Origin of the sequence: Nocardia sp. NBC_01503 (genome assembly GCF_036327755.1) — a bacterium.
Lineage (GTDB): Bacteria > Actinomycetota > Actinomycetes > Mycobacteriales > Mycobacteriaceae > Nocardia.
In genome coordinates, this window is the sequence record NZ_CP109596.1 from 1,143,437 (window position 1) to 1,160,544 (window position 17,108).

14 protein-coding genes and 1 pseudogene are annotated in these 17,108 nt (G+C 67.1%); 9 read left to right on the plus strand and 6 right to left on the minus strand.

Going from position 1 to position 17,108, the window contains the following annotated elements; translation table 11 throughout:
* Positions 1 to 67: 67 nt before the first annotated feature.
* Genes OHB26_RS05365 through OHB26_RS05380 form a run of 4 tightly spaced genes read left to right on the plus strand, consistent with a single transcriptional unit; the run spans position 68 to position 4,017 of the window.
* The gene (locus OHB26_RS05365) at positions 68 to 904 is read left to right on the plus strand and encodes an SDR family NAD(P)-dependent oxidoreductase (protein ID WP_330183123.1); all 837 of its coding nucleotides are present in this window, start codon (positions 68 to 70) and stop codon (positions 902 to 904) included.
* A 31-nt stretch (positions 905 to 935) separates the two neighbouring features.
* A complete protein-coding gene (locus OHB26_RS05370; protein WP_330183124.1) occupies positions 936 to 1,859 on the plus strand; it encodes a ferritin-like domain-containing protein in 924 nt (307 codons plus the stop codon).
* On the plus strand, positions 1,856 to 2,485 hold the full coding sequence (locus tag OHB26_RS05375) for a hypothetical protein (protein WP_330183125.1): 630 nt from the start codon (positions 1,856 to 1,858) through the stop codon (positions 2,483 to 2,485). The genes OHB26_RS05370 and OHB26_RS05375 overlap by 4 nt, the downstream gene beginning before the upstream one ends.
* Positions 2,482 to 4,017, plus strand: coding sequence for a flavin-containing monooxygenase (locus OHB26_RS05380; RefSeq protein WP_330183126.1), 1,536 nt, complete (start codon positions 2,482 to 2,484; stop codon positions 4,015 to 4,017). Before OHB26_RS05375 ends, OHB26_RS05380 begins: the two co-directional genes overlap by 4 nt.
* Positions 4,018 to 4,118: 101 nt before the next feature.
* Here OHB26_RS05380 and OHB26_RS05385 read toward each other — a convergent pair whose 3' ends face one another.
* A complete protein-coding gene (locus OHB26_RS05385; protein ID WP_330183127.1) occupies positions 4,119 to 4,907 on the minus strand; it encodes an SWIM zinc finger family protein in 789 nt (262 codons plus the stop codon).
* Positions 4,904 to 7,879, minus strand: a complete 2,976-nt coding sequence (locus tag OHB26_RS05390; RefSeq protein ID WP_330185504.1) for a DEAD/DEAH box helicase — start codon at positions 7,877 to 7,879, stop codon at positions 4,904 to 4,906. Before OHB26_RS05390 ends, OHB26_RS05385 begins: the two co-directional genes overlap by 4 nt.
* Positions 7,880 to 8,187: 308 nt before the next feature.
* Here OHB26_RS05390 and OHB26_RS05395 point away from each other — a divergent pair, with 308 nt between their 5' ends.
* Both OHB26_RS05395 and OHB26_RS05400 read left to right on the plus strand, forming a co-directional pair.
* Positions 8,188 to 8,550, plus strand: a complete 363-nt coding sequence (locus tag OHB26_RS05395) for a hypothetical protein (protein WP_067562375.1) — start codon at positions 8,188 to 8,190, stop codon at positions 8,548 to 8,550.
* A gap of 74 nt (positions 8,551 to 8,624) precedes the next feature.
* Entirely contained in the window at positions 8,625 to 9,344 is a 720-nt protein-coding gene (locus tag OHB26_RS05400) for an HNH endonuclease family protein (protein WP_442942857.1), read from the plus strand.
* Positions 9,345 to 9,413: 69 nt separating this feature from the next.
* Here OHB26_RS05400 and OHB26_RS05405 read toward each other — a convergent pair whose 3' ends face one another.
* The 3 genes and pseudogenes from OHB26_RS05405 to OHB26_RS05415 all read right to left on the minus strand — a co-directional run.
* On the minus strand, positions 9,414 to 10,259 hold the full coding sequence (locus tag OHB26_RS05405) for a sulfurtransferase (protein WP_442942858.1): 846 nt from the start codon (positions 10,257 to 10,259) through the stop codon (positions 9,414 to 9,416).
* A 184-nt stretch (positions 10,260 to 10,443) separates the two neighbouring features.
* Positions 10,444 to 11,733 carry a benzoate/H(+) symporter BenE family transporter gene (locus OHB26_RS05410; RefSeq protein WP_330183128.1) on the minus strand — a complete coding sequence of 430 codons (1,290 nt, stop codon included), beginning with the start codon at positions 11,731 to 11,733 and terminating at the stop codon, positions 10,444 to 10,446.
* A 187-nt stretch (positions 11,734 to 11,920) separates the two neighbouring features.
* Positions 11,921 to 12,400: pseudogene (locus OHB26_RS05415) on the minus strand (Lrp/AsnC family transcriptional regulator); the annotation flags it as partial.
* A 181-nt stretch (positions 12,401 to 12,581) separates the two neighbouring features.
* On the opposite strand from OHB26_RS05415, the gene pdhA reads away from it, so the two are divergent.
* Genes pdhA through OHB26_RS05430 form a run of 3 tightly spaced genes read left to right on the plus strand, consistent with a single transcriptional unit; the run spans position 12,582 to position 16,090 of the window.
* Positions 12,582 to 13,661: a pyruvate dehydrogenase (acetyl-transferring) E1 component subunit alpha gene (pdhA, locus tag OHB26_RS05420; RefSeq protein ID WP_330183129.1), complete on the plus strand. Its 1,080-nt coding sequence runs from the start codon at positions 12,582 to 12,584 to the stop codon at positions 13,659 to 13,661.
* Positions 13,658 to 14,641 (plus strand): alpha-ketoacid dehydrogenase subunit beta, encoded by a 984-nt coding sequence (locus OHB26_RS05425; RefSeq protein WP_330183130.1) that lies wholly within the window; start codon positions 13,658 to 13,660, stop codon positions 14,639 to 14,641. The genes pdhA and OHB26_RS05425 overlap by 4 nt, the downstream gene beginning before the upstream one ends.
* A gap of 45 nt (positions 14,642 to 14,686) precedes the next feature.
* Entirely contained in the window at positions 14,687 to 16,090 is a 1,404-nt protein-coding gene (locus OHB26_RS05430; RefSeq protein ID WP_330183131.1) for a dihydrolipoamide acetyltransferase family protein, read from the plus strand.
* 148 nt (positions 16,091 to 16,238) lie between these two features.
* On the opposite strand, the gene OHB26_RS05435 is transcribed toward OHB26_RS05430, so the two are convergent.
* Complete coding sequence (locus tag OHB26_RS05435) at positions 16,239 to 16,664, minus strand: acyl-CoA thioesterase (protein ID WP_330183132.1); 426 nt, start codon at positions 16,662 to 16,664, stop codon at positions 16,239 to 16,241.
* Positions 16,665 to 17,108: the final 444 nt, after the last annotated feature.

Here is a 17,108-nt window from a genome sequence, read left to right on the forward strand (position 1 = left end):
CAGGCGCGGCCAGTGGTGGCAGATGCCACCAGTTGCCGCACCGGACCATCGAGCTCCGGGAGTTCCCATGCGACTCAACCCATTCGGCGGTTCACACCGCACTCGGCAGGCGGACGCGGTGGTGACCGGCGCGGGCAGCGGAATCGGGCGCGCCTTCGCCATCGAACTCGGCAGGCGCGGCGGGCGGGTGATCTGCTCCGATATCGATGCCGAACGAGCCCGCGAGACAGTCGAATTGGTGAGCGCCACCGGCGGTAAAGCCTTCGATACGGTCTGTGATGTGCGCCGGATCGAACAGGTCCAGGCGCTGGCGAATACCGCCGAGGAGTGGTTCGGCAAGACCGCCGATGTGGTGATCAACAATGCCGGGATCGGCCGCGGCGGTGAGGTTGTCGGCGATACCTCCCTGGAGGAGTGGCATCAGGTCCTCGATATCAATCTGTGGGGTGTCATCCACGGCTGCCATGTCTTCGCGCCGCGTCTGCGCGCCGCCGGACAGGGCGCGATCGTGAATGTGGCCTCGGCGGCGGCCTTCGGCTCCGCACCGCGGATGGGCGCCTACAACGTGAGCAAGGCGGGCGTGCTCGCCCTGTCCGAGACCCTCGCGGCGGAGCTGTCCGGTACCGGGGTCAGCGTCACCGCACTGTGCCCCACGGCCGTGAAAACCAATATCCTGCAGGGTGTTTCGATCGGCGACGAGACCGTCTCGGAGTGGGGTGATCGACTGCTGCGCTGGACCGGCCGTCCGCCCGCCTCGATCGCCCGCACCACCCTCGACGCCGTCGATCACGGTCAGCTCTACGTGGTCCCACAGATCGAGGCCAAGCTCATCTGGCAGTCCAAACGACTACTGCCCGAACCCTATACCCGCGCCGCCGGACTACTGGAGCGGCTGGTGCGGTAGCACCCCGGCCATTCACGAGAAGGAGTGAACAATGGCGTTCGCGTATTCCGACATGCTCACGGTGATCAAGGACAAACAGTGGGCACTGGTCGATATCGACTGGGACGCACCGGGAGCCGAGCTCATCACCCCGGAGCAGCGCCCCGGACTCGCGGCCTTCATGGCCGATCTCGTATGGATAGAGCATGTGGGGGCGCGCGGCTTCGCGGCCCTCACCAAACGCGCGCCCGAGGGGCCGCTCAAGGAGATCTACCGGTACTTCCACGCCGAGGAGCAGAAGCACGCCAATGCCGAACTGGCGCTCATGCGGCGCTGGGGCATGCTCGAGGGCGATCAGATGCCGGTGCCCAACAAGAACATTCGCATGGTCATCCAGTGGGTGGATCGGTACGGGGATGACCTCACCCTGCCGGTGCTCGGCACCGTGATTCCGTCACTGGAGTGCGCACTGGACGGGGCGCTGGTCAAGTTCCTGCTCGACGAGGTGCGAGATCCGCTGTGCCATGAGGTGTTCCGGCATATCAACAGCGATGAATCCCGGCACCTGGCCGTCGGATTCCAGGTGCTCGAACAGCTCGGCGCGGGTCCGATGCGGCGAATCGCCATCGAGACAGCGGGTTTCGCGCTGCGGCCGACGCTGCTCATGGGCGCACTGCTCTACACACCGCTGCTGTCCCGCATGTCCACCAACATCATGGCGATGGGCTTGGATGAGGAGAAGCTGTGGAATGCGGTGCGGCGGTACGAGAAGGCCGGTGAGCGCGCGCCGAGTATCAAGCGGCTACCGCTGTTCCATGTGGTGCGTATGCACGGGATGGCCACCATCAATCGATTGCAGCCGATCCAGGGCATCAATGACGCATTGAACCGGGCCATCGACCATTTCCCGATTCGGGTGCTCGGTAAGCCGCCGACCTGGTCGCAGGGGCTCACCTATGATCCGGTCGCGAAATGAATGCCGCCGCGCGGCTCGGTGATTCGGGCAGGGCGCGCGGCGCGGCGGGCTATACCGGACCGCAGCTGCACTGCGATCGCTGGCGGGATCAGCTCGATCTGCGCACCCGGCACGCGGCGGTGATCGGCACCGGCGCGGCGGTCGCCCGAGTGCTGCCGGGTATCGCCGCGCAGGCGCGCAGGGTCACCGTATTCCAGCATGAGCCGGTCTGGATACTGCCCGCACCACCGGTTCCGGGCCGTCGCCTGCTGCGGCAACTGCCCGATGACCTACTCGGCCTGCTGCCCAGTGCCAGCGCGCGACCGCTGCCCGGTGCCGCCGGATCGCGGTCGCCGTCCGGACCGGCCGTACCCGGGCCGTCGAATGCTCTCCTCGCGGGCATCCTGCGGCTGGCCGCCAGTGCGAATCTTCGTGTCTCGGTCCGTGATTCCTGGATACGGCGGCAGCTGACACCCGATATCGCCACCGGCGTACGCCTGCACGGCGGCTACTACCGGGCGCTGAACCGCCCCAACTGCGAACTCGTCACCTGGCCGATCGCCCGGCTCGCACCCCTCGGTATCCGCACCGTGGACGGCGTCGAGCATCGGGTGGACTGCATCATCTACGCGGAGGACAGACCGTGAACAGCACCGTGGTGGATCACGAGATCATTATCGTCGGGGCCGGATTCTCCGGAATCGGTACGGCGATAGCCCTGCGCCAGGCGGGATTCGACGACTTCCTCATGGTCGACGATGCCGACGGGGTGGGCGGGACCTGGCATTGGAACACCTATCCCGGTATCGCCGTGGATATTCCGTCGTTCAGCTATCAGTACTCGTTCGAACAGCAGCGCACCTGGTCCCGGGTGTACGCGCCCGGACGGGAATTGAAGGCCTATGCCGAGCACTGCGTTCAGAAGTACGGGCTGCGTCCGCGAATTCGATTCTCCACCACCATCGACCGAGCCGATTTCGATGAGGCACTGCACCTTTGGCGACTGCGCACCGGTGACGGCGAGGAGCTCACGGCGCGGTATGTCATCGGCGCGACCGGAGTGCTGACCCGGCCGAAGATGCCGGAAATCGCCGGGGCGGAACGCTTCACCGGCACGGTCATGCATACCTCGCGCTGGGACCATGGCGTGGATCTGCGCGGAAAGCGCGTGGGGATCATCGGCACCGGGGCCTCCGCGGTGCAGGTGATTCCGGAGATAGCCGCCGAGGTCGCGGAACTCGTTGTCTTCCAGCGCACTCCGATCTGGTGCCTGCCGCGCCCCGATACCGCGCTGCCGCCCCTGGTGCATCAGCTGCTGGCCCTGCCCGGCGGAAAACTGCTGACCCGCTGGATGAGCCAGGCCTTCGTGGAGCTCACCTTCCCGCTGGCCGCGCACTATTACCGGGTGCTGCCCATGTCCAAGCTGGGCGAGCGCACCGGCCTGGCGCATTTGAAGGATCAGGTGGACGATCCGGGGGTGCGCGCGAAACTCACCCCGGACTACGCGCTCGGCTGTAAGCGGCCGTCCTTCTCCAATGACTATCTGAAAACGTTCAATCGGGCGAATGTCCATCTGGATACCGCGCCGATCACCGAGATCACCGCGACCGGTGTCCGCACCGCGCAGGCGCACCATCAGGTGGATGTGCTGATCATGGCCACCGGCTTCAAGGTGATGGAGTCGGGCAATATGCCCACCTTCGACCTGCACGGCACCGGCGGTGTGCGCCTGGAGGATTGGTGGGACACCCACCGCCTGCAAGCCTACGAGGGCGTCAGCGTTCCGGGCTTCCCCAACTTCTTCACCATCATCGGCCCGTACGGCTACAACGGCTCCTCCTATTTCGCCCTCATCGAAATGCAGACCCGGCACATCCTGCGGCTACTGCGCCAGGCCCGCCGCGGGAAAGCCACCAAGATCGAGGTCACCGCCGCGGCCAATGACCGCTTCTTCCAGGAGATGCTCGACCGCCGCGGCACCCAGGTCTTCTGGCAGGAATCCTGCACCGTGGCCAACAGCTACTACTTCGACAAGAACGGCGATGTGCCGCTGCGCGCCATGACCACACCCGAAGGTTTCTGGCGCGCAGGCCATTTCGATCTCAACGACTACACCTTCGACAGGCTCGGCAAGCGTGACAGCACGCCGGCGACCGCCACCCGAGCCGCCGTGCACTAACGCCCCCGTCATCCCGGCATGCTCTTGGCCGGGATCCTCACCCGGAAGTGCTGCCCTGCACGGTGTGGATCCCGGCCGAAAACGCGCCGGGATGACGGGGCTCAGCTCTCCAAGGCGGTATAGAGGCTGCGGAGTTGGCGGTAGCCGGTCTCGGCGGAGCGCTCGTCCTCGGCTGTCATGCGCAGGGCCTGGCGCAGCAGGATGGCGTCCAGATCCTCCGGGGCCGGATGGAATTCGGGCTTGGGCAGCGCCGGGAGTTCGGTGTCCGCACCGTAGATATCGGTCGAATCCATTGGGTCATCGGCGCGTTGGACGCTGGCGATCAAATCCTCCAGCTCCACACCGCGCAGGGTGAGCAGATCCCGCGGCTGTTCATCCAGGCGTTCGGCGATGACATAGCAGATGGCGGCCACATGCTTGCACGGCCAGCCGAAATCGGGGCAGCTGCAGGAGAAGTCGAGCTCCGATGCGGTATCCGGAAGCAGTAGCGGCCCAAGGGTTTTGGGAAGTGATCCGGAGGCGATCTCACCGAGCATGCCCGGCGTGGCCCGCACCAGGTCGACCAACTCCTCCAGCCGGTCCCCACGCAGCTGGCGCAGGGTGAACACCGAGACGAACGGGCGCGGCTGACTACCCTGCACCTCGGCGGCGACCGCACCCGGCTCCAGGTGATAGCTGATGACCTGGCCCGTGCGCGCGTAGGAACGCCCACGCGTGAGACGGCCCGGGTCCGCGACCTTCTCGACGGATTCGAGGAATGATCGCCCCCACCAGGTGCGCGCGAAGGCCGCACCCCGGCGACTCCGCGGGGCGACGCCGCCGTCGACCGGGCGACGGGGAGCGAATTCGCCGAAGTCGATATAGGTGTTCATGCCGTCATCGCCGCTCATTCGCCCACCGCCTCCGCGCCGAGCGCGAAGAGTGCGCGCAGTTCGTCATCACCGAGTTCGGTGATCCACTTCTCGCCCGCGCCGATGGTGAGGTCGGCGAGCTGGGCCTTACCGCGCAACATATCGTCCACCCGCTCCTCGATGGTGTCGACGCAGACCAGTTTGCGCACCTGCACATCCTTACGCTGCCCGATCCGGAAGGCCCGGTCGGTGGCCTGGTTCTCCACCGCCGGATTCCACCAGCGGTCCAGGTGCACAACGTGATTGGCGGCGGTCAGATTGAGGCCGGTGCCGCCCGCCTTGAGCGAGAGCAGCATGATCGGCGGCCCGTCCGGATCCTCCTGGAAGCGGGTCACCATATCGTCGCGGCGCTGTTTGCTCACCCCGCCGTGCAGGAAGGGCACCTCCGCGCCGAAGCGTTCGGACAGGTACGGGCCGACCAGATCACCGTATTCGGCGAACTGGGTGAAGAGCAGCGCCTTCTCACCGTCCGCGATGACCGATTCCAGAATGTCCTCCACCAGTGCGAGTTTCCCGGAACGGTGATGCCCGCGCCGCAGCACCGCGGACCCGTCGCGCAGGTAGTGCGCGGGATGATTGCAGACCTGTTTGAGCCTGGTCAGCGCCGCCAGCACCGCGCCCTTGCGCTCCATACCCTTGGCGGCCTTCAACTTGGCGGACATATCGTCCAGCACCGCCTGATACAGCGCGGCCTGCTCCACGGTGAGATTGGCGCGCATGGTGATCTCGATCTTGTCGGGCAGATCGGAGATGACGGCCGGATCGGTCTTCACCCGGCGCAGCACGAAAGGCGAAGTGAGCGCGCGCAATCGGGTGACGGCATTCTCATCGTGTTCCCGCTCGATCGGCACCGCGAACCGCGAATGGAATTCGGCGGGCTTGCCCAGCAGCTTCGGATTCGCGAAATCCATAATCGAGCGCAGCTCTTCGAGGCGGTTCTCCACCGGAGTTCCGGTGAGCGCCAATCGATGTCGCGCGGGTATCAGTCGCGCCGCCCGCGCCTGCCTGGTCCCGGCATTCTTGATGTGCTGGGCCTCATCGAGAACCGTGCGCTGCCAGGGCTGCCGCTTCAACTCCTCCACATCGCGGGCCAGCAGCGCGTAGGTGGTGACCACCAGATCCGAATCCGCCACCGCCGCATCCAATTCCGCACCGGACCGCCGCCCCGGTCCGTGATGCACCAGCACCCGCAGATCCGGCGCGAACCGCTCCGCCTCCCGCTGCCAGTTGCCCACCACCGACATCGGGCACACCAGCAGAGTCGGCCCGACGCCGCCGAGACCCCGCGGTGGCGCGTCAGCGGGCACCTCCGCCACTCCCGCACCGGGGGAAGTCACTGTGGCAGCGGCCGTTTCGCGTTCGTGCAGCAGCAGCGCCAGCACCTGTACCGTCTTACCCAGGCCCATATCGTCGGCGAGGATGGCACCGCAGCCGAGACGGCTCATGGTGGCGAGCCAGGCCAGGCCACGCTGCTGATAGGGGCGCAGCTGCGCCTTCAGCCCGATCGGGTCGGGTACGGGTTCATCGGAGTGTTCGGCATCGAAAAGCTGTGCGGCCCAACCGGTCGCGGAGACCGTTTCGATCGGCACGCCGATGGCCGGACTCGCGGCCAATTCGGCGAAGAGTGCGCCCGCGGTGGTCTCGGTGGCGTCGGTACGGCCGGTGACGTAGTCGGCCGCCGCCACCAGCATGCGGCGATCGGCCTGCACCCATTCCCCGCGCAGCTGCACCAGATCCGATTTGGACTGCACCAGCCGCGCCATCTCGGCGGGCGAGAGCGTGGTGTCCCCCAGCGCCAGTTCCCACCGGAACGACACCAATCCGTTCAAGCCGACCGCGCTCTCGGTGGCGGCCGGACTCTGTACCCGCAGCTTCAGGGTCGGCGCGGCCACCCGCCAGGCGCGCGGCAGCAGCAGTCGAATCCCCTCCGCCTGCAACACATTCGCCCCGTGCGCCACCAGATCCAGTACCACCTCGGTGGGCAGGAAAAGGTCCATACTGCGCCCGTCCCCCGGCAGGTCCCGCAGTCGCGGATACGCCTGTTTGGCAGCGGCCAGCTTCTCCCCCGCCAACCGCACCAGCTGCGGGTCACCCGGTAGCAGCACCGGCTGCGGGGCCTCACCCTCCTCCCGCAGGCATACCTCGAGCCGCCACAGCGCTCCCGCCTCGGCCGCGTCCTCGGCCTCGGGTTCGAGCAGCCGCAGCACCAACTCCGGTTCGCCCGCGGTCAAACTCGTGCGCCAGTCCTCCAGCACCGCCGCCACCCGATGCGAACCGCTCTCCAGCGGAACTGCGTCCAACAGCGCCGTGAGAAGTGGATGTTCTTGCGGCGCAGCCGATTCGACCTCGACATCCGCGGGATCCCAACCGCCCGAGCTCGAGGAATCCGATCGCCGAGCGGGTGCGCCCGCCGCCCCGGTTCGGTTCGGCAGTGTGGGCATGAGGCGTCGCCGGGTGACGGGGTCGGTCAATTCCGCGGTGAGATTGTCCAGAATCTCGGCGGGCCTACCCGGCACCTGGAGTGCGGCGGGCATGGCCACCGCCAGTTCGGCGAGCCAGGCCCGCTGCCGCTGACCGCCGACGAGCCGCCAGCGCACCCACCATTCACCGTCATCGCGGCGCACCTCGGGGGTGATGCGGCCCGCGCGCACCCACCGGTCGATACCGCGCGCGACATGGCCGAGATAGCGCAGATCGGCCGCGACCAATCCGGTGGGCAGATTCTGCAGCAGCACCTCGGCCGCCGCCTCGGGGGCGAGGGCGTGCGCCCGGACCTGCGTCTTCTCGGGTCCGTACGCACCCGCCACCAGCACCTGCGCCCTATGCCGGAACTTCGCTGAGCGCAGGATCTTGCCGAGGGGATCCGGCAGCGCATCGGCCTCGACGTCGCCACCGGCCGGGTCGTGCCAGAGCACCAAGCCCGATCCCGGTGACCACAGTCCGTGCAGCATCCGACCATCCAACCAGCCGCCACCGACACCCGCGCGCAGCCATGCGCGCACCCGCCGCCGACCTGGACGAATCAGACAGCGAGGGTTCGATTCGTAATCCGGCAAATCACGACCCCTACCGGGTCTTTATTTCTGCCGCAATCCAGCACATACTGATATAACCCCAGGTCACCGCATACGGCGGTGTCGGCTGTGCGCATTGACGGCAAGTTCGGCGTGCGCGATGACAGTCGGACGGGGCGCACCCTGATATCACCGCGACTCAATCCGGAGCCGTGGCAATTTCGAGACCGAGGGAGGCCGTGAAGATGACGATCCTGCTCCAAGTGCTAGAGCAGTCCTTCACGCCGACAACGCCGTGGGAACGACGCAAATTCACGTTCGTGGACACGACCAAAATCGTGGACATGCGGCTGGACGGCCAGGCGGGGGTGTGGCTCGATCTGTCCCGACCGGGGGAATCCCAGCGCCTGGCGCGCACGCTGGAGCCACGCGACGCCATAACATTTCTGCTCACCACCTTCGCCAAGATCGCCGAATGTGAGGAGCGCGGCGGATCATGGCTGATCGGACATGACGGGGTGCGGGCCGAATCCATTGCGGCCATGCGATTCCCACCACAGCTCACCGAGACCGCGGCGGACGATCTACTCGCACACGCCTGGTTGTAGTTTTTTCCGGCGCGCCGGGGTGCGAAGTCGCGCGGATGCGCGACGGACCCGGTGCGCTCGGGTAGATCTGAGATGTGCGGTCCACCGGGACGACATCACGCAGGGTCCTCGCGACGTTCATCGCCGCGATCGTCGTGCTGATCACCGCGGGGTGCGAGGTGATCGGTCCGCACGTACCGCCCGCACCGGGCAGTCCCAGCCGGGCATATCTCGAACAATTGCTGACGCAGGTCCGCACCGTATCCGAACGGGTTCGCCCGGGCGGCTACGAGCGCGGGTGTAAAGCCGGGCAGCGCTGTGTCTTCGGGCCCGCCTGGAGCGATGATCAGGACGCTCCGGGCGGACACGACGGCTGCGATACCCGCAATAATGTGCTCGCCCGCCAGCTTTCGGGTCCGGCCTTCCGGCCCGGCGGTAAGGACTGCGTCGTGGTGGGCGGCACGCTCAACGATCCCTACACCGGCCGCAACATCACCTTCGACAAGGGCGATGCCAAAGCCGTACAGATCGATCATGTCTTCCCACTGGCGGCGGCATGGGATCTGGGCGCCTCCGGCTGGACCCCGCAGCTCCGTATGCGCTTCGCCAATGACCTCGACCTGGAGTTGCTGGCCGTGGACGGAAAAGCCAACCAGGACAAGAGCGACCGCACCCCCGCCGACTGGCTCCCACCCGCCCGCGCGAATCACTGCTTCTACGCGGGCAAGTACCTCACCGTCGCCATCCGCTACGACCTACCCCTGACCAAAGCCGACCGCACCGCGCTACAGCGCATAGCGCGGAACTGCCCCTGAGCGGAAACACCCAGGAGGAAGCACCCGTCATCCCGGCGCGCTTGTGGCCGGGATCCACGCCCTCAGGTATCAACTACCTTCGGCGACAGGGCGTTTCGGGTCATTCGACCATTGTGACCACGAGCCCGGATAGAGTGCGGCGTCAATACCCGCCACGGCGAGGGCGGCCACCTGGTGCGCTGCGGTGACGCCGGAACCGCAGTAGACCGCGACCGGACCGGAGCCGAATTCGGTGAAGCGTGAACGCAATTCGCCTTCGGGCTTGAAAGTGCCTTCGGGCGTGAGGTTTTCGGCCGTCGGCGCACTGACCGCGCCCGGAATATGGCCCGCGCGCGGGTCGATCGGCTCGACCTCGCCGCGGTAGCGCTCACCGGCGCGGGCGTCCAGGAGCAGGCCGTCCCAGTTCGCGGCGGCATCGGCGTCGACGACCGGCATACCGCCCGGGGTCAGCACCACATCACCGGGTTCGGGAGCGGGCTCCTCGCCCGCGATCACCTTGCCGCCGGCGCGTTCCCAGGCCGGGAGACCACCGTCGAGAATGCGTACCCCGGCCAGGCCCGCCCAGCGCAGCAGCCACCAGGCGCGGGCCGCGGCCATACCGCCGGTGGCGTCGTACGCGACGACCGTGTCACCGGTGCGCAAACCCCAACTGCGGGAGCATTTCTGCAAGTGCGCGAGATCCGGCATGGGGTGACGCCCCTTGGCGGGCGAGGGCGGATCGGCGAGTTCGGTTTCCAGGTCCACGAAGACCGCGCCCGGAATATGACCGTCCAAATAGTGCTGCGGCCCATCGGGATCACCCAGCGCCCACCGCACATCCAGCAGACGGATCCGGGAATCCCCGTCGGCGAGCCGCTCCCGCAACTCCTCGGCCGATATCAGCACCGCGCTCAACCCAACTCCTCTTCGCAGCATCTCCACTCCGAAAATCAGACGCCCCCACCCTACTGGCCGTAATCCCCCTCGCGACCGCAGATCTCGGGGACGTGTGGATCCCGGCCACAAGCACGCCGGGATGACGAGGCGAGCAGCCCGCCGATGGACTACTCGCCGCGGACAGCCGCCGACGGACTAGCCACCGCGAACAGCCGCCGACGGGTTAGTCAGCGCGGACAGCCGCCGACGGGCTGGTCGCCGCGCCGACAGCGGTGGGCTGGTCGCCGCGGGGGCGCAGGAGCCAGCGGACGACAAGTCCCGCTACCAAGGCCCAGAAGGCCGCGCCGATGCCGAGCAGGGTGACGCCGGAGGCGGCCACCAGGAAGGTGAGCGCGGAGGACGAGCGATGCTCGGCGGGGGTCAGGGCGGCGGTGAGGGCCGCGGCCAGGGTACCGATCAGGGCAAGGCCCGCAACGGTTTCCAGGACTCCCTTGGGTGCGGCGGCCACGAAGGTCACCAGCGCGGCGGAGGCCAGCGCCAGCAGCAGATAGGTGCAGCCCGCGGTGGTGGCGGCGATCCAGCGCCGCTTGGGATCCGGATGCGCGCTGGGCGCGGCCGCGAGCGCGGCGCTCACCGCGGCCAGGTTGATGGCGTGGCCGCCCGCCGGTGCGCCGAGCACGGTGCCCAGCCCGGTGACGGTCATGGCCGAACGCCACGGCACCTTGTACCCGAAGGAGCTCATGACGGCGGTGCCCGGAATGTTCTGCGCGGCCATGGTGACCACGTACAGCGGTATGGCCACACCGATCAGCGCCGGAAAACTCCAGTGCGGCATGGTCAATTCGATCCGCGGGGTCATGGCCGCCCAGTCCAGGGCCCGATGCGTCACCGCGATATCGATCCCCGCGCCGACCGCCCCGACCGCGAACGCCGCCAGGACCGACCAGCGCGCGGCGTACTTCTGCAGGATCAGCCAGGTCGCGATCACCGGCACCACCACCGCCGGGCTGACGGTCAATGCCTTCATGGGCGCGAGGCACAGCGGCAGCAGTACCCCCGCGAGCATGGCCTGTGCGATCTCCACCGGAATGGCCGCGATCAGCGCGCCGAGCCGCTGCCAGAATCCGGTCAGCACAATGAGAACGCCCGCCACCGCGAACGCGCCCACCGCCGCCGCCCACCCGCCCGAGACCGCACCCGTACTGGCCAGCAGCGCCGCACCGGGTGTGGACCAGGCCAGCGTGATGGGCATGCGATAGCGCAGGCTGAGCAGCAGAATGCCGACGGCCATGGTCACCGAGACGGCCATCAGACCCGAGGCCGCCTGTGCCGCGGTCGCTCCCATGGCGTTCAACCCGGCCAGCACCACCGCGAACGAACTGGTGAAGCCGACCAGCGCGGTGACGACACCGGCGCCGACGGGTTGGCCGATACCCGCATCGGGCGTGGTGTCGACGGCCTCGGGGACCTCTGCGGATTCAGGGGCCGGAGTCTCGGCGGCGGTAGTGCTCATCGGGTCATGGTCCCGGTCCAGTCGACCTCAGGTCACCAGCCAATCCACCGAAACTGGACTGAAATTCGCGCTACGGGCCGGGCGTCGGTACGCGGTCCCCGGCACTCGGACCGGTGCCACCGACCGCACGGGCCGCGTCATCCCCGGCGTTCACACCGGGCGTACCCGATTCACCATTCGCGCCGATGAGCCGGTCCAGCAGCGGCGCGGCGCGCGGACCGACCAGTGAGCGCATGATCAACGCCATATTGGTGCGCTCCACCCCCGGAATCTTCAGAATGTGCCCGGCGATCCGGTACAGATCGTCGGCATCCTGGGCCACCACGCGCACGGTCAGATCGGTCGGTCCGGTCATCCCGCATACCTCGGTGACCTCGGCGATCTCCGCCAATTCGGCCACCACGGCATCGAGCCGATGCTGGTCCACGACCACCGCCACGAAGGCTGCCAGTGGATAGCCCAGGGCCCGCGGGTCCACCCGCCGCTCGAAGCTGGCCAGTACCCCGTTCGCCTCCCAGCGGGCCAGTCTGGCCTGCACCGTATTGCGGGAAAGCCCAAGTCTCGCAGCCAATTCCACCCCGGTGGCGCGAGGGTTGGCCACCAGCTCCAGCAATAGCCGGGCGTCGGTGGCGTCCAAGGTCCCGGTCAGCGGCTCCCTACTGGACATGAGAGGCAGTATGACACGCCGTACACCCCGCTGACCGAGCATTCTGCACAGTTTCGCCCGTAATACTTGCGCAGTTAGCTCGATGGAGGATGCTGGGTGATACAGGACACACATCGTTGCTCACGGGACACAATCCCTCGGCGATAACGGTGTACCCGGTGTTTCCCAGGAGGCGATACCCATGCCCGAAAAGAACACCTACCCGGTGCAGCTGGTCCAGCCCGACGGCCATCGCGTGCTCGATCGCACGCACTCGCCACTCGTCGCCGATGTCGGCGAAGATCAATTGCGCGCCATGTACCTGGATATGGTCGTGGCCCGGCGCATAGATACCGAGGCGACCGCACTGCAACGCCAGGGCCAGCTCGGATTGTGGCCGCCGCTGCTCGGCCAGGAGGCCGCCCAGATCGGTTCGGCGCACGCCCTGCTCCCCGACGATTATGTGTTCTGCTCCTATCGCGAGGCGGGTGTCGCCTACTGCCGCGGTATTCCACCCGAACAGCTCACCCCGCTCTGGCGCGGTGTCGCGCACTCCTGCTGGGATGCCGACGAGTTCAAAATGACCAATCCGGCAATCGTGGTCGGCGCGCAGGGATTACACGCCACCGGTTACGCCTATGCCGCACATCTCGAGGGCGCCGAGATCGCCACCATCGCCTACTTCGGTGACGGCGCCACCAGTCAGGGCGATATCTCCGAGGCGCTCGGCTTCGCCGCCTCCTGGAGTGCGCCGGTGGTGTTCTTCTGTCAGAACAATCACTGGGCCATCAGCGCTCCGGTGCGGGTGCAGAGTGCGACGCCGATCGCGCGGCGGGCGCTCGGATACGGGATTCCCGGTGTGCAGGTGGACGGTAATGACGTCCTGGCCGTATTGGCTGTGACCCGGCAGGCGCTGCAGCGCGCCCGCTCCGGCGGTGGGCCGACATTCATCGAGGCCATCACCTATCGGATGGGACCGCACACCACCGCCGACGATCCGACCCGATACCGCACCGCCGCCGAGCTGGAGCTGTGGCGACAGCGTGATCCGCTCGATCGGATGAAACGGCTGCTGGAGCGGGAAGGCATGTGGGACAGCGATTTCGAACAGGAGGTGGCGGTCCGGGCGGATGAGATCGCGGCCCGGCTGCGCAGCGCCACGCTCGCCATGCCGGATCCCGAACCGATGCGGCTCTTCGAGCACGTCTACGCCACCCCGCATCGCCTGATCGACGAGGAACGCCGCGAGTACGCCGCCTATCTGGAGGGAGTCCGGTCATGAAAACCACCTTCGCGGGGGCCATCAATTTCGGACTGCGGCGCGCGCTCGAGGATGATCCGAAAGTCATTCTCATGGGCGAGGATATCGGGCGACTCGGCGGCGTGTTCCGGGTGACCGACACATTGCAGAAGGACTTCGGCAACAATCGCGTCATAGACACCCCGCTGGCCGAATCCGGAATCATCGGAACGGCTTTCGGAATGGCGCTGCGCGGGTTGCGGCCGGTATGTGAAATACAGTTCGACGGATTCGTGTATCCGGCCTTCGACCAGATTGTCTGCCAGGTCGCGAAGATCCACTATCGGACCAAGGGAAAAGTGGTCGCGCCCATCACCATTCGTATTCCGTTCGGCGGCGGGATCGGATCGGTGGAGCATCACTCGGAATCACCCGAGGCGTATTTCGCGCATACCGCGGGACTGCGGGTGGTGTCGCCGAGCAATCCGGCGGACGCCTATCTGATGATCCGGCAGGCGGTCGCACTCGATGATCCGGTGATCTTCTTCGAACCCAAGCGGCGGTATTGGGACAAGGCCGAAGTGGATTTCGGAGTGCTCGATCAGGAGGGCGGGCTGGCGCTGGACCAGGCGCGAGTATGTACGCGGGGCACGGATGCCACGGTGGTCGCGTACGGCGGGACCGTCGCCACCGCATTGACCGCCGCCGATATCGCGGCGAGCGAAGGACATTCGCTGGAGGTGATCGATCTGCGCAGTCTGTCGCCGATCGACTTCGACACCATCGAAGCCTCCGTGCGCAAAACCGGTCGGTTGATTATTGCCCATGAGGCACCGGTATTCGGCGGACTCGGGGCCGAGATCGCCGCGCGCATCACCGAAAGGTGCTTCTATCAATTGGAAGCGCCGGTCCTACGGGTCGGCGGCTTCGACATCCCCTATCCCCCCGCTAAGCTCGAACGGCACCACCTGCCCGACCCCGACCGCATTCTCGCCGCGGTCGATCGCACGCTCGCCGCCTAACGGTCTGCCTTCGGAGGAAGCTCGGTGGAAGAACAGCGTCAAGTAATGGAATTCGCATTGCCGGATCTCGGTGAAGGTTTGGCCGACGCCGAATTGGTGTCCTGGACGGTACAGGTCGGCGATACCGTGGAATTGAACCAGGTCATCGCCGAGGTCGAAACCGCGAAAGCACAGGTGGCACTGCCCAGCCCATACGCCGGGGCGGTGCTGGAATTACTCGCCGAACCCGGGGATACGGTGCTGGTCGGAGCGCCGCTCATCCGCATCGGCAGTGCGGTCACCGCACAGCAGGTGAATGCCGATGCGAGCGCCGAACGGCTCTACACCGGCGATTCGACCGCCGGTCAGATCGCCGCGGGCACACAAACCCTGGGCCAGCGGCTGACTCAGGACAGCGAATCTCCCACGCGCCAATCGGTACTCGTCGGGTACGGGCCGGACAGTGAACCCGTCTCGCGGCGGGCGCGCTCGGCCGCGGCGAAACTCGCTGTGCCCGTGGGCGAATCGAAGGCCGGGTCGGCCTTCGGGACCGATATGGGGCGGCCCGCAGCCACACCCGGGGCGCGCAAGCTGGCCCGCGAGATCGGGGTCGATCTGGGCGGAGTCGCCGGGAGCGGACCCGAGGGCGCGGTCACCGTGGACGATCTGCGCGTACCGGGAGGGCGTGCGGGCGAACACATTCCGATCCACACCGCACCGCCGGTACCGCCCATGCACACCGCGGCGGGTGCGCGCACCACACCCGCCGAACGCGAAACCCGCACGCCCATAGCCGGAATCCGCAAGCGCACCGCGGCCGCCATGGTCTCCAGCGCACAGCACATTCCACAGGCGAGCACCTTCGTCACCACCGATTTCACCGGGTCCATGGAGCTGCTGGATCATCTGCGCGCCACCCCGACCTTCGCCGGATTGACGCTCACGCCGCTGGCCCTGGTGGCCAAGGCGACCCTGGTCGCGCTGACCGAGTTCCCGGAGCTGAACACCTCCTGGGACGAGGCGAATCAGGAGATCATCACCAAGCACTATGTGAATCTGGGTATCGCGGTCGCCACCGAGCGCGGGCTCATGGTCCCCAACCTGAAAGACGCGCACTCGCACAGCCTTCGGGACCTGTGCCAGGAGATCGGCGATATCGCCCAGACCGCCCGCGGCGGCGGGGCCACCCCCGGCGATCTCACCGGCGGCACCTTCACCATCACCAATGTCGGCGTCTTCGGCGTGGATACCGGTGTGCCCCTGGTGAATCCGGGCGAGGCGGCGATCCTGTGCCTGGGTTCCATCCGCAAACGCCCGTGGGTGCACCGCGATGAACTCGCGGTGCGCTGGGTGACCACCCTCGGGCTCAGCTTCGATCACCGCCTCATCGACGGTGAACAGGGGTCCCGCTTCCTCGCCAGCATCGCCGCCCTACTGGAAGACCCGCTCACTCTGCTGGGGCGCGTCTAGCCCTCCCCCGCCATCCCCCAGCATCTCCCGTCGTCCCGGCATGCTTTTGGCCGGGATCCACACCCCGATGTGCTGCCCTGCACGGTGTGAATCCCGGCCAAGAACGCGTCGGGATGACGGGGAGACTCCCCGCCCATATGACTAGCGGCTAGCCGATCACCAAAGGCTCCGCGGCGGCGCGGATCACGGCGGGAATGGGGACCGGTTTGCGGGTTTCGTCGTCGACGTAGACGTGCACGAAGGTGCCGGTGGCGGCCAGGTCCAGGGAGTCGCCGCTGTCCCGGAAGATGGCCAGATCGTAGGCGATGCTCGAATTGCCCAGGCGGGCAATGCGAATACCGACCTGGAGCTGATCCGGGAAGCTGATCGAGCCCACGAAGGTGCAGGAGGTCTGGGCTACCACGCCGATCGCGGGTAGGTCCCGGATATCGACGCCGGTGGCGTGGATCAGCCACGCGTTCACAGCGGTGTCGAAGTAGCTGTAGTAGGTCACATTGTTGACATGGCCGTAGTGGTCGTTATCCGCCCAACGGGTCGGCACCGGCCACAGCACGGGGTAGTCCAGATCACTCACTGTGCCTATTTTGCCCTCCGTTCCGCTGCTGTGTTATTTGCCCTCCGCTCCGCTACGGGCGGGTTCGCGGCCCTGAAGTCCCGGTTCTTCCCTCCCTCCGGCTCCTCCGCTTCGCTCCCCCGCCTCCGGTCAGTCCAGAACCGGGACGGCCGCGAGCCTTTGGGTGGTTCTCAGGCGGTGCGGTGGGCGGAGGCGTTGCGGTGAGCGCGCGGGCTGATGCCGTGATGGCGCTTGAAGCCGGTGCTCAGGGCGAGGGCACTGGCGTAGCCGACCCGTCGGTCCAGAACCGGGACGGCCGCTCACCTTCGAGTCGTTCTCAGGCGGTGCGCTGGTCGGAGACGTTGCGATGGGCGCGCGGGCTGATGCCGTGATGGCGCTTGAAGGCGGTGCTCAGGGCGAGAGCACTGGCGTAGCCGACCCGTCGGTCCAGAACCGGGACGGCCG

Bases quoted from the DNA above. Each gene is read 5' to 3' on its own strand.
- OHB26_RS05365 (WP_330183123.1), top strand. From the start codon at position 68: ATGCGACTCAACCCATTCGGCGGTTCACACCGCACTCGGCAGGCGGAC.
- OHB26_RS05370 (WP_330183124.1), top strand. From the start codon at position 936: ATGGCGTTCGCGTATTCCGACATGCTCACGGTGATCAAGGACAAACAG.
- OHB26_RS05375 (WP_330183125.1), top strand. From the start codon at position 1,856: ATGAATGCCGCCGCGCGGCTCGGTGATTCGGGCAGGGCGCGCGGCGCG.
- OHB26_RS05385 (WP_330183127.1), bottom strand. From the start codon at position 4,907: ATGAGCGGCGATGACGGCATGAACACCTATATCGACTTCGGCGAATTC.
- OHB26_RS05390 (WP_330185504.1), bottom strand. From the start codon at position 7,879: ATGCTGCACGGACTGTGGTCACCGGGATCGGGCTTGGTGCTCTGGCAC.
- OHB26_RS05395 (WP_067562375.1), top strand. From the start codon at position 8,188: ATGACGATCCTGCTCCAAGTGCTAGAGCAGTCCTTCACGCCGACAACG.
- OHB26_RS05405 (WP_442942858.1), bottom strand. From the start codon at position 10,259: ATGCTGCGAAGAGGAGTTGGGTTGAGCGCGGTGCTGATATCGGCCGAG.
- OHB26_RS05410 (WP_330183128.1), bottom strand. From the start codon at position 11,733: ATGAGCACTACCGCCGCCGAGACTCCGGCCCCTGAATCCGCAGAGGTC.
- pdhA (WP_330183129.1), top strand. From the start codon at position 12,582: ATGCCCGAAAAGAACACCTACCCGGTGCAGCTGGTCCAGCCCGACGGC.
- OHB26_RS05425 (WP_330183130.1), top strand. From the start codon at position 13,658: ATGAAAACCACCTTCGCGGGGGCCATCAATTTCGGACTGCGGCGCGCG.
- OHB26_RS05430 (WP_330183131.1), top strand. From the start codon at position 14,687: ATGGAATTCGCATTGCCGGATCTCGGTGAAGGTTTGGCCGACGCCGAA.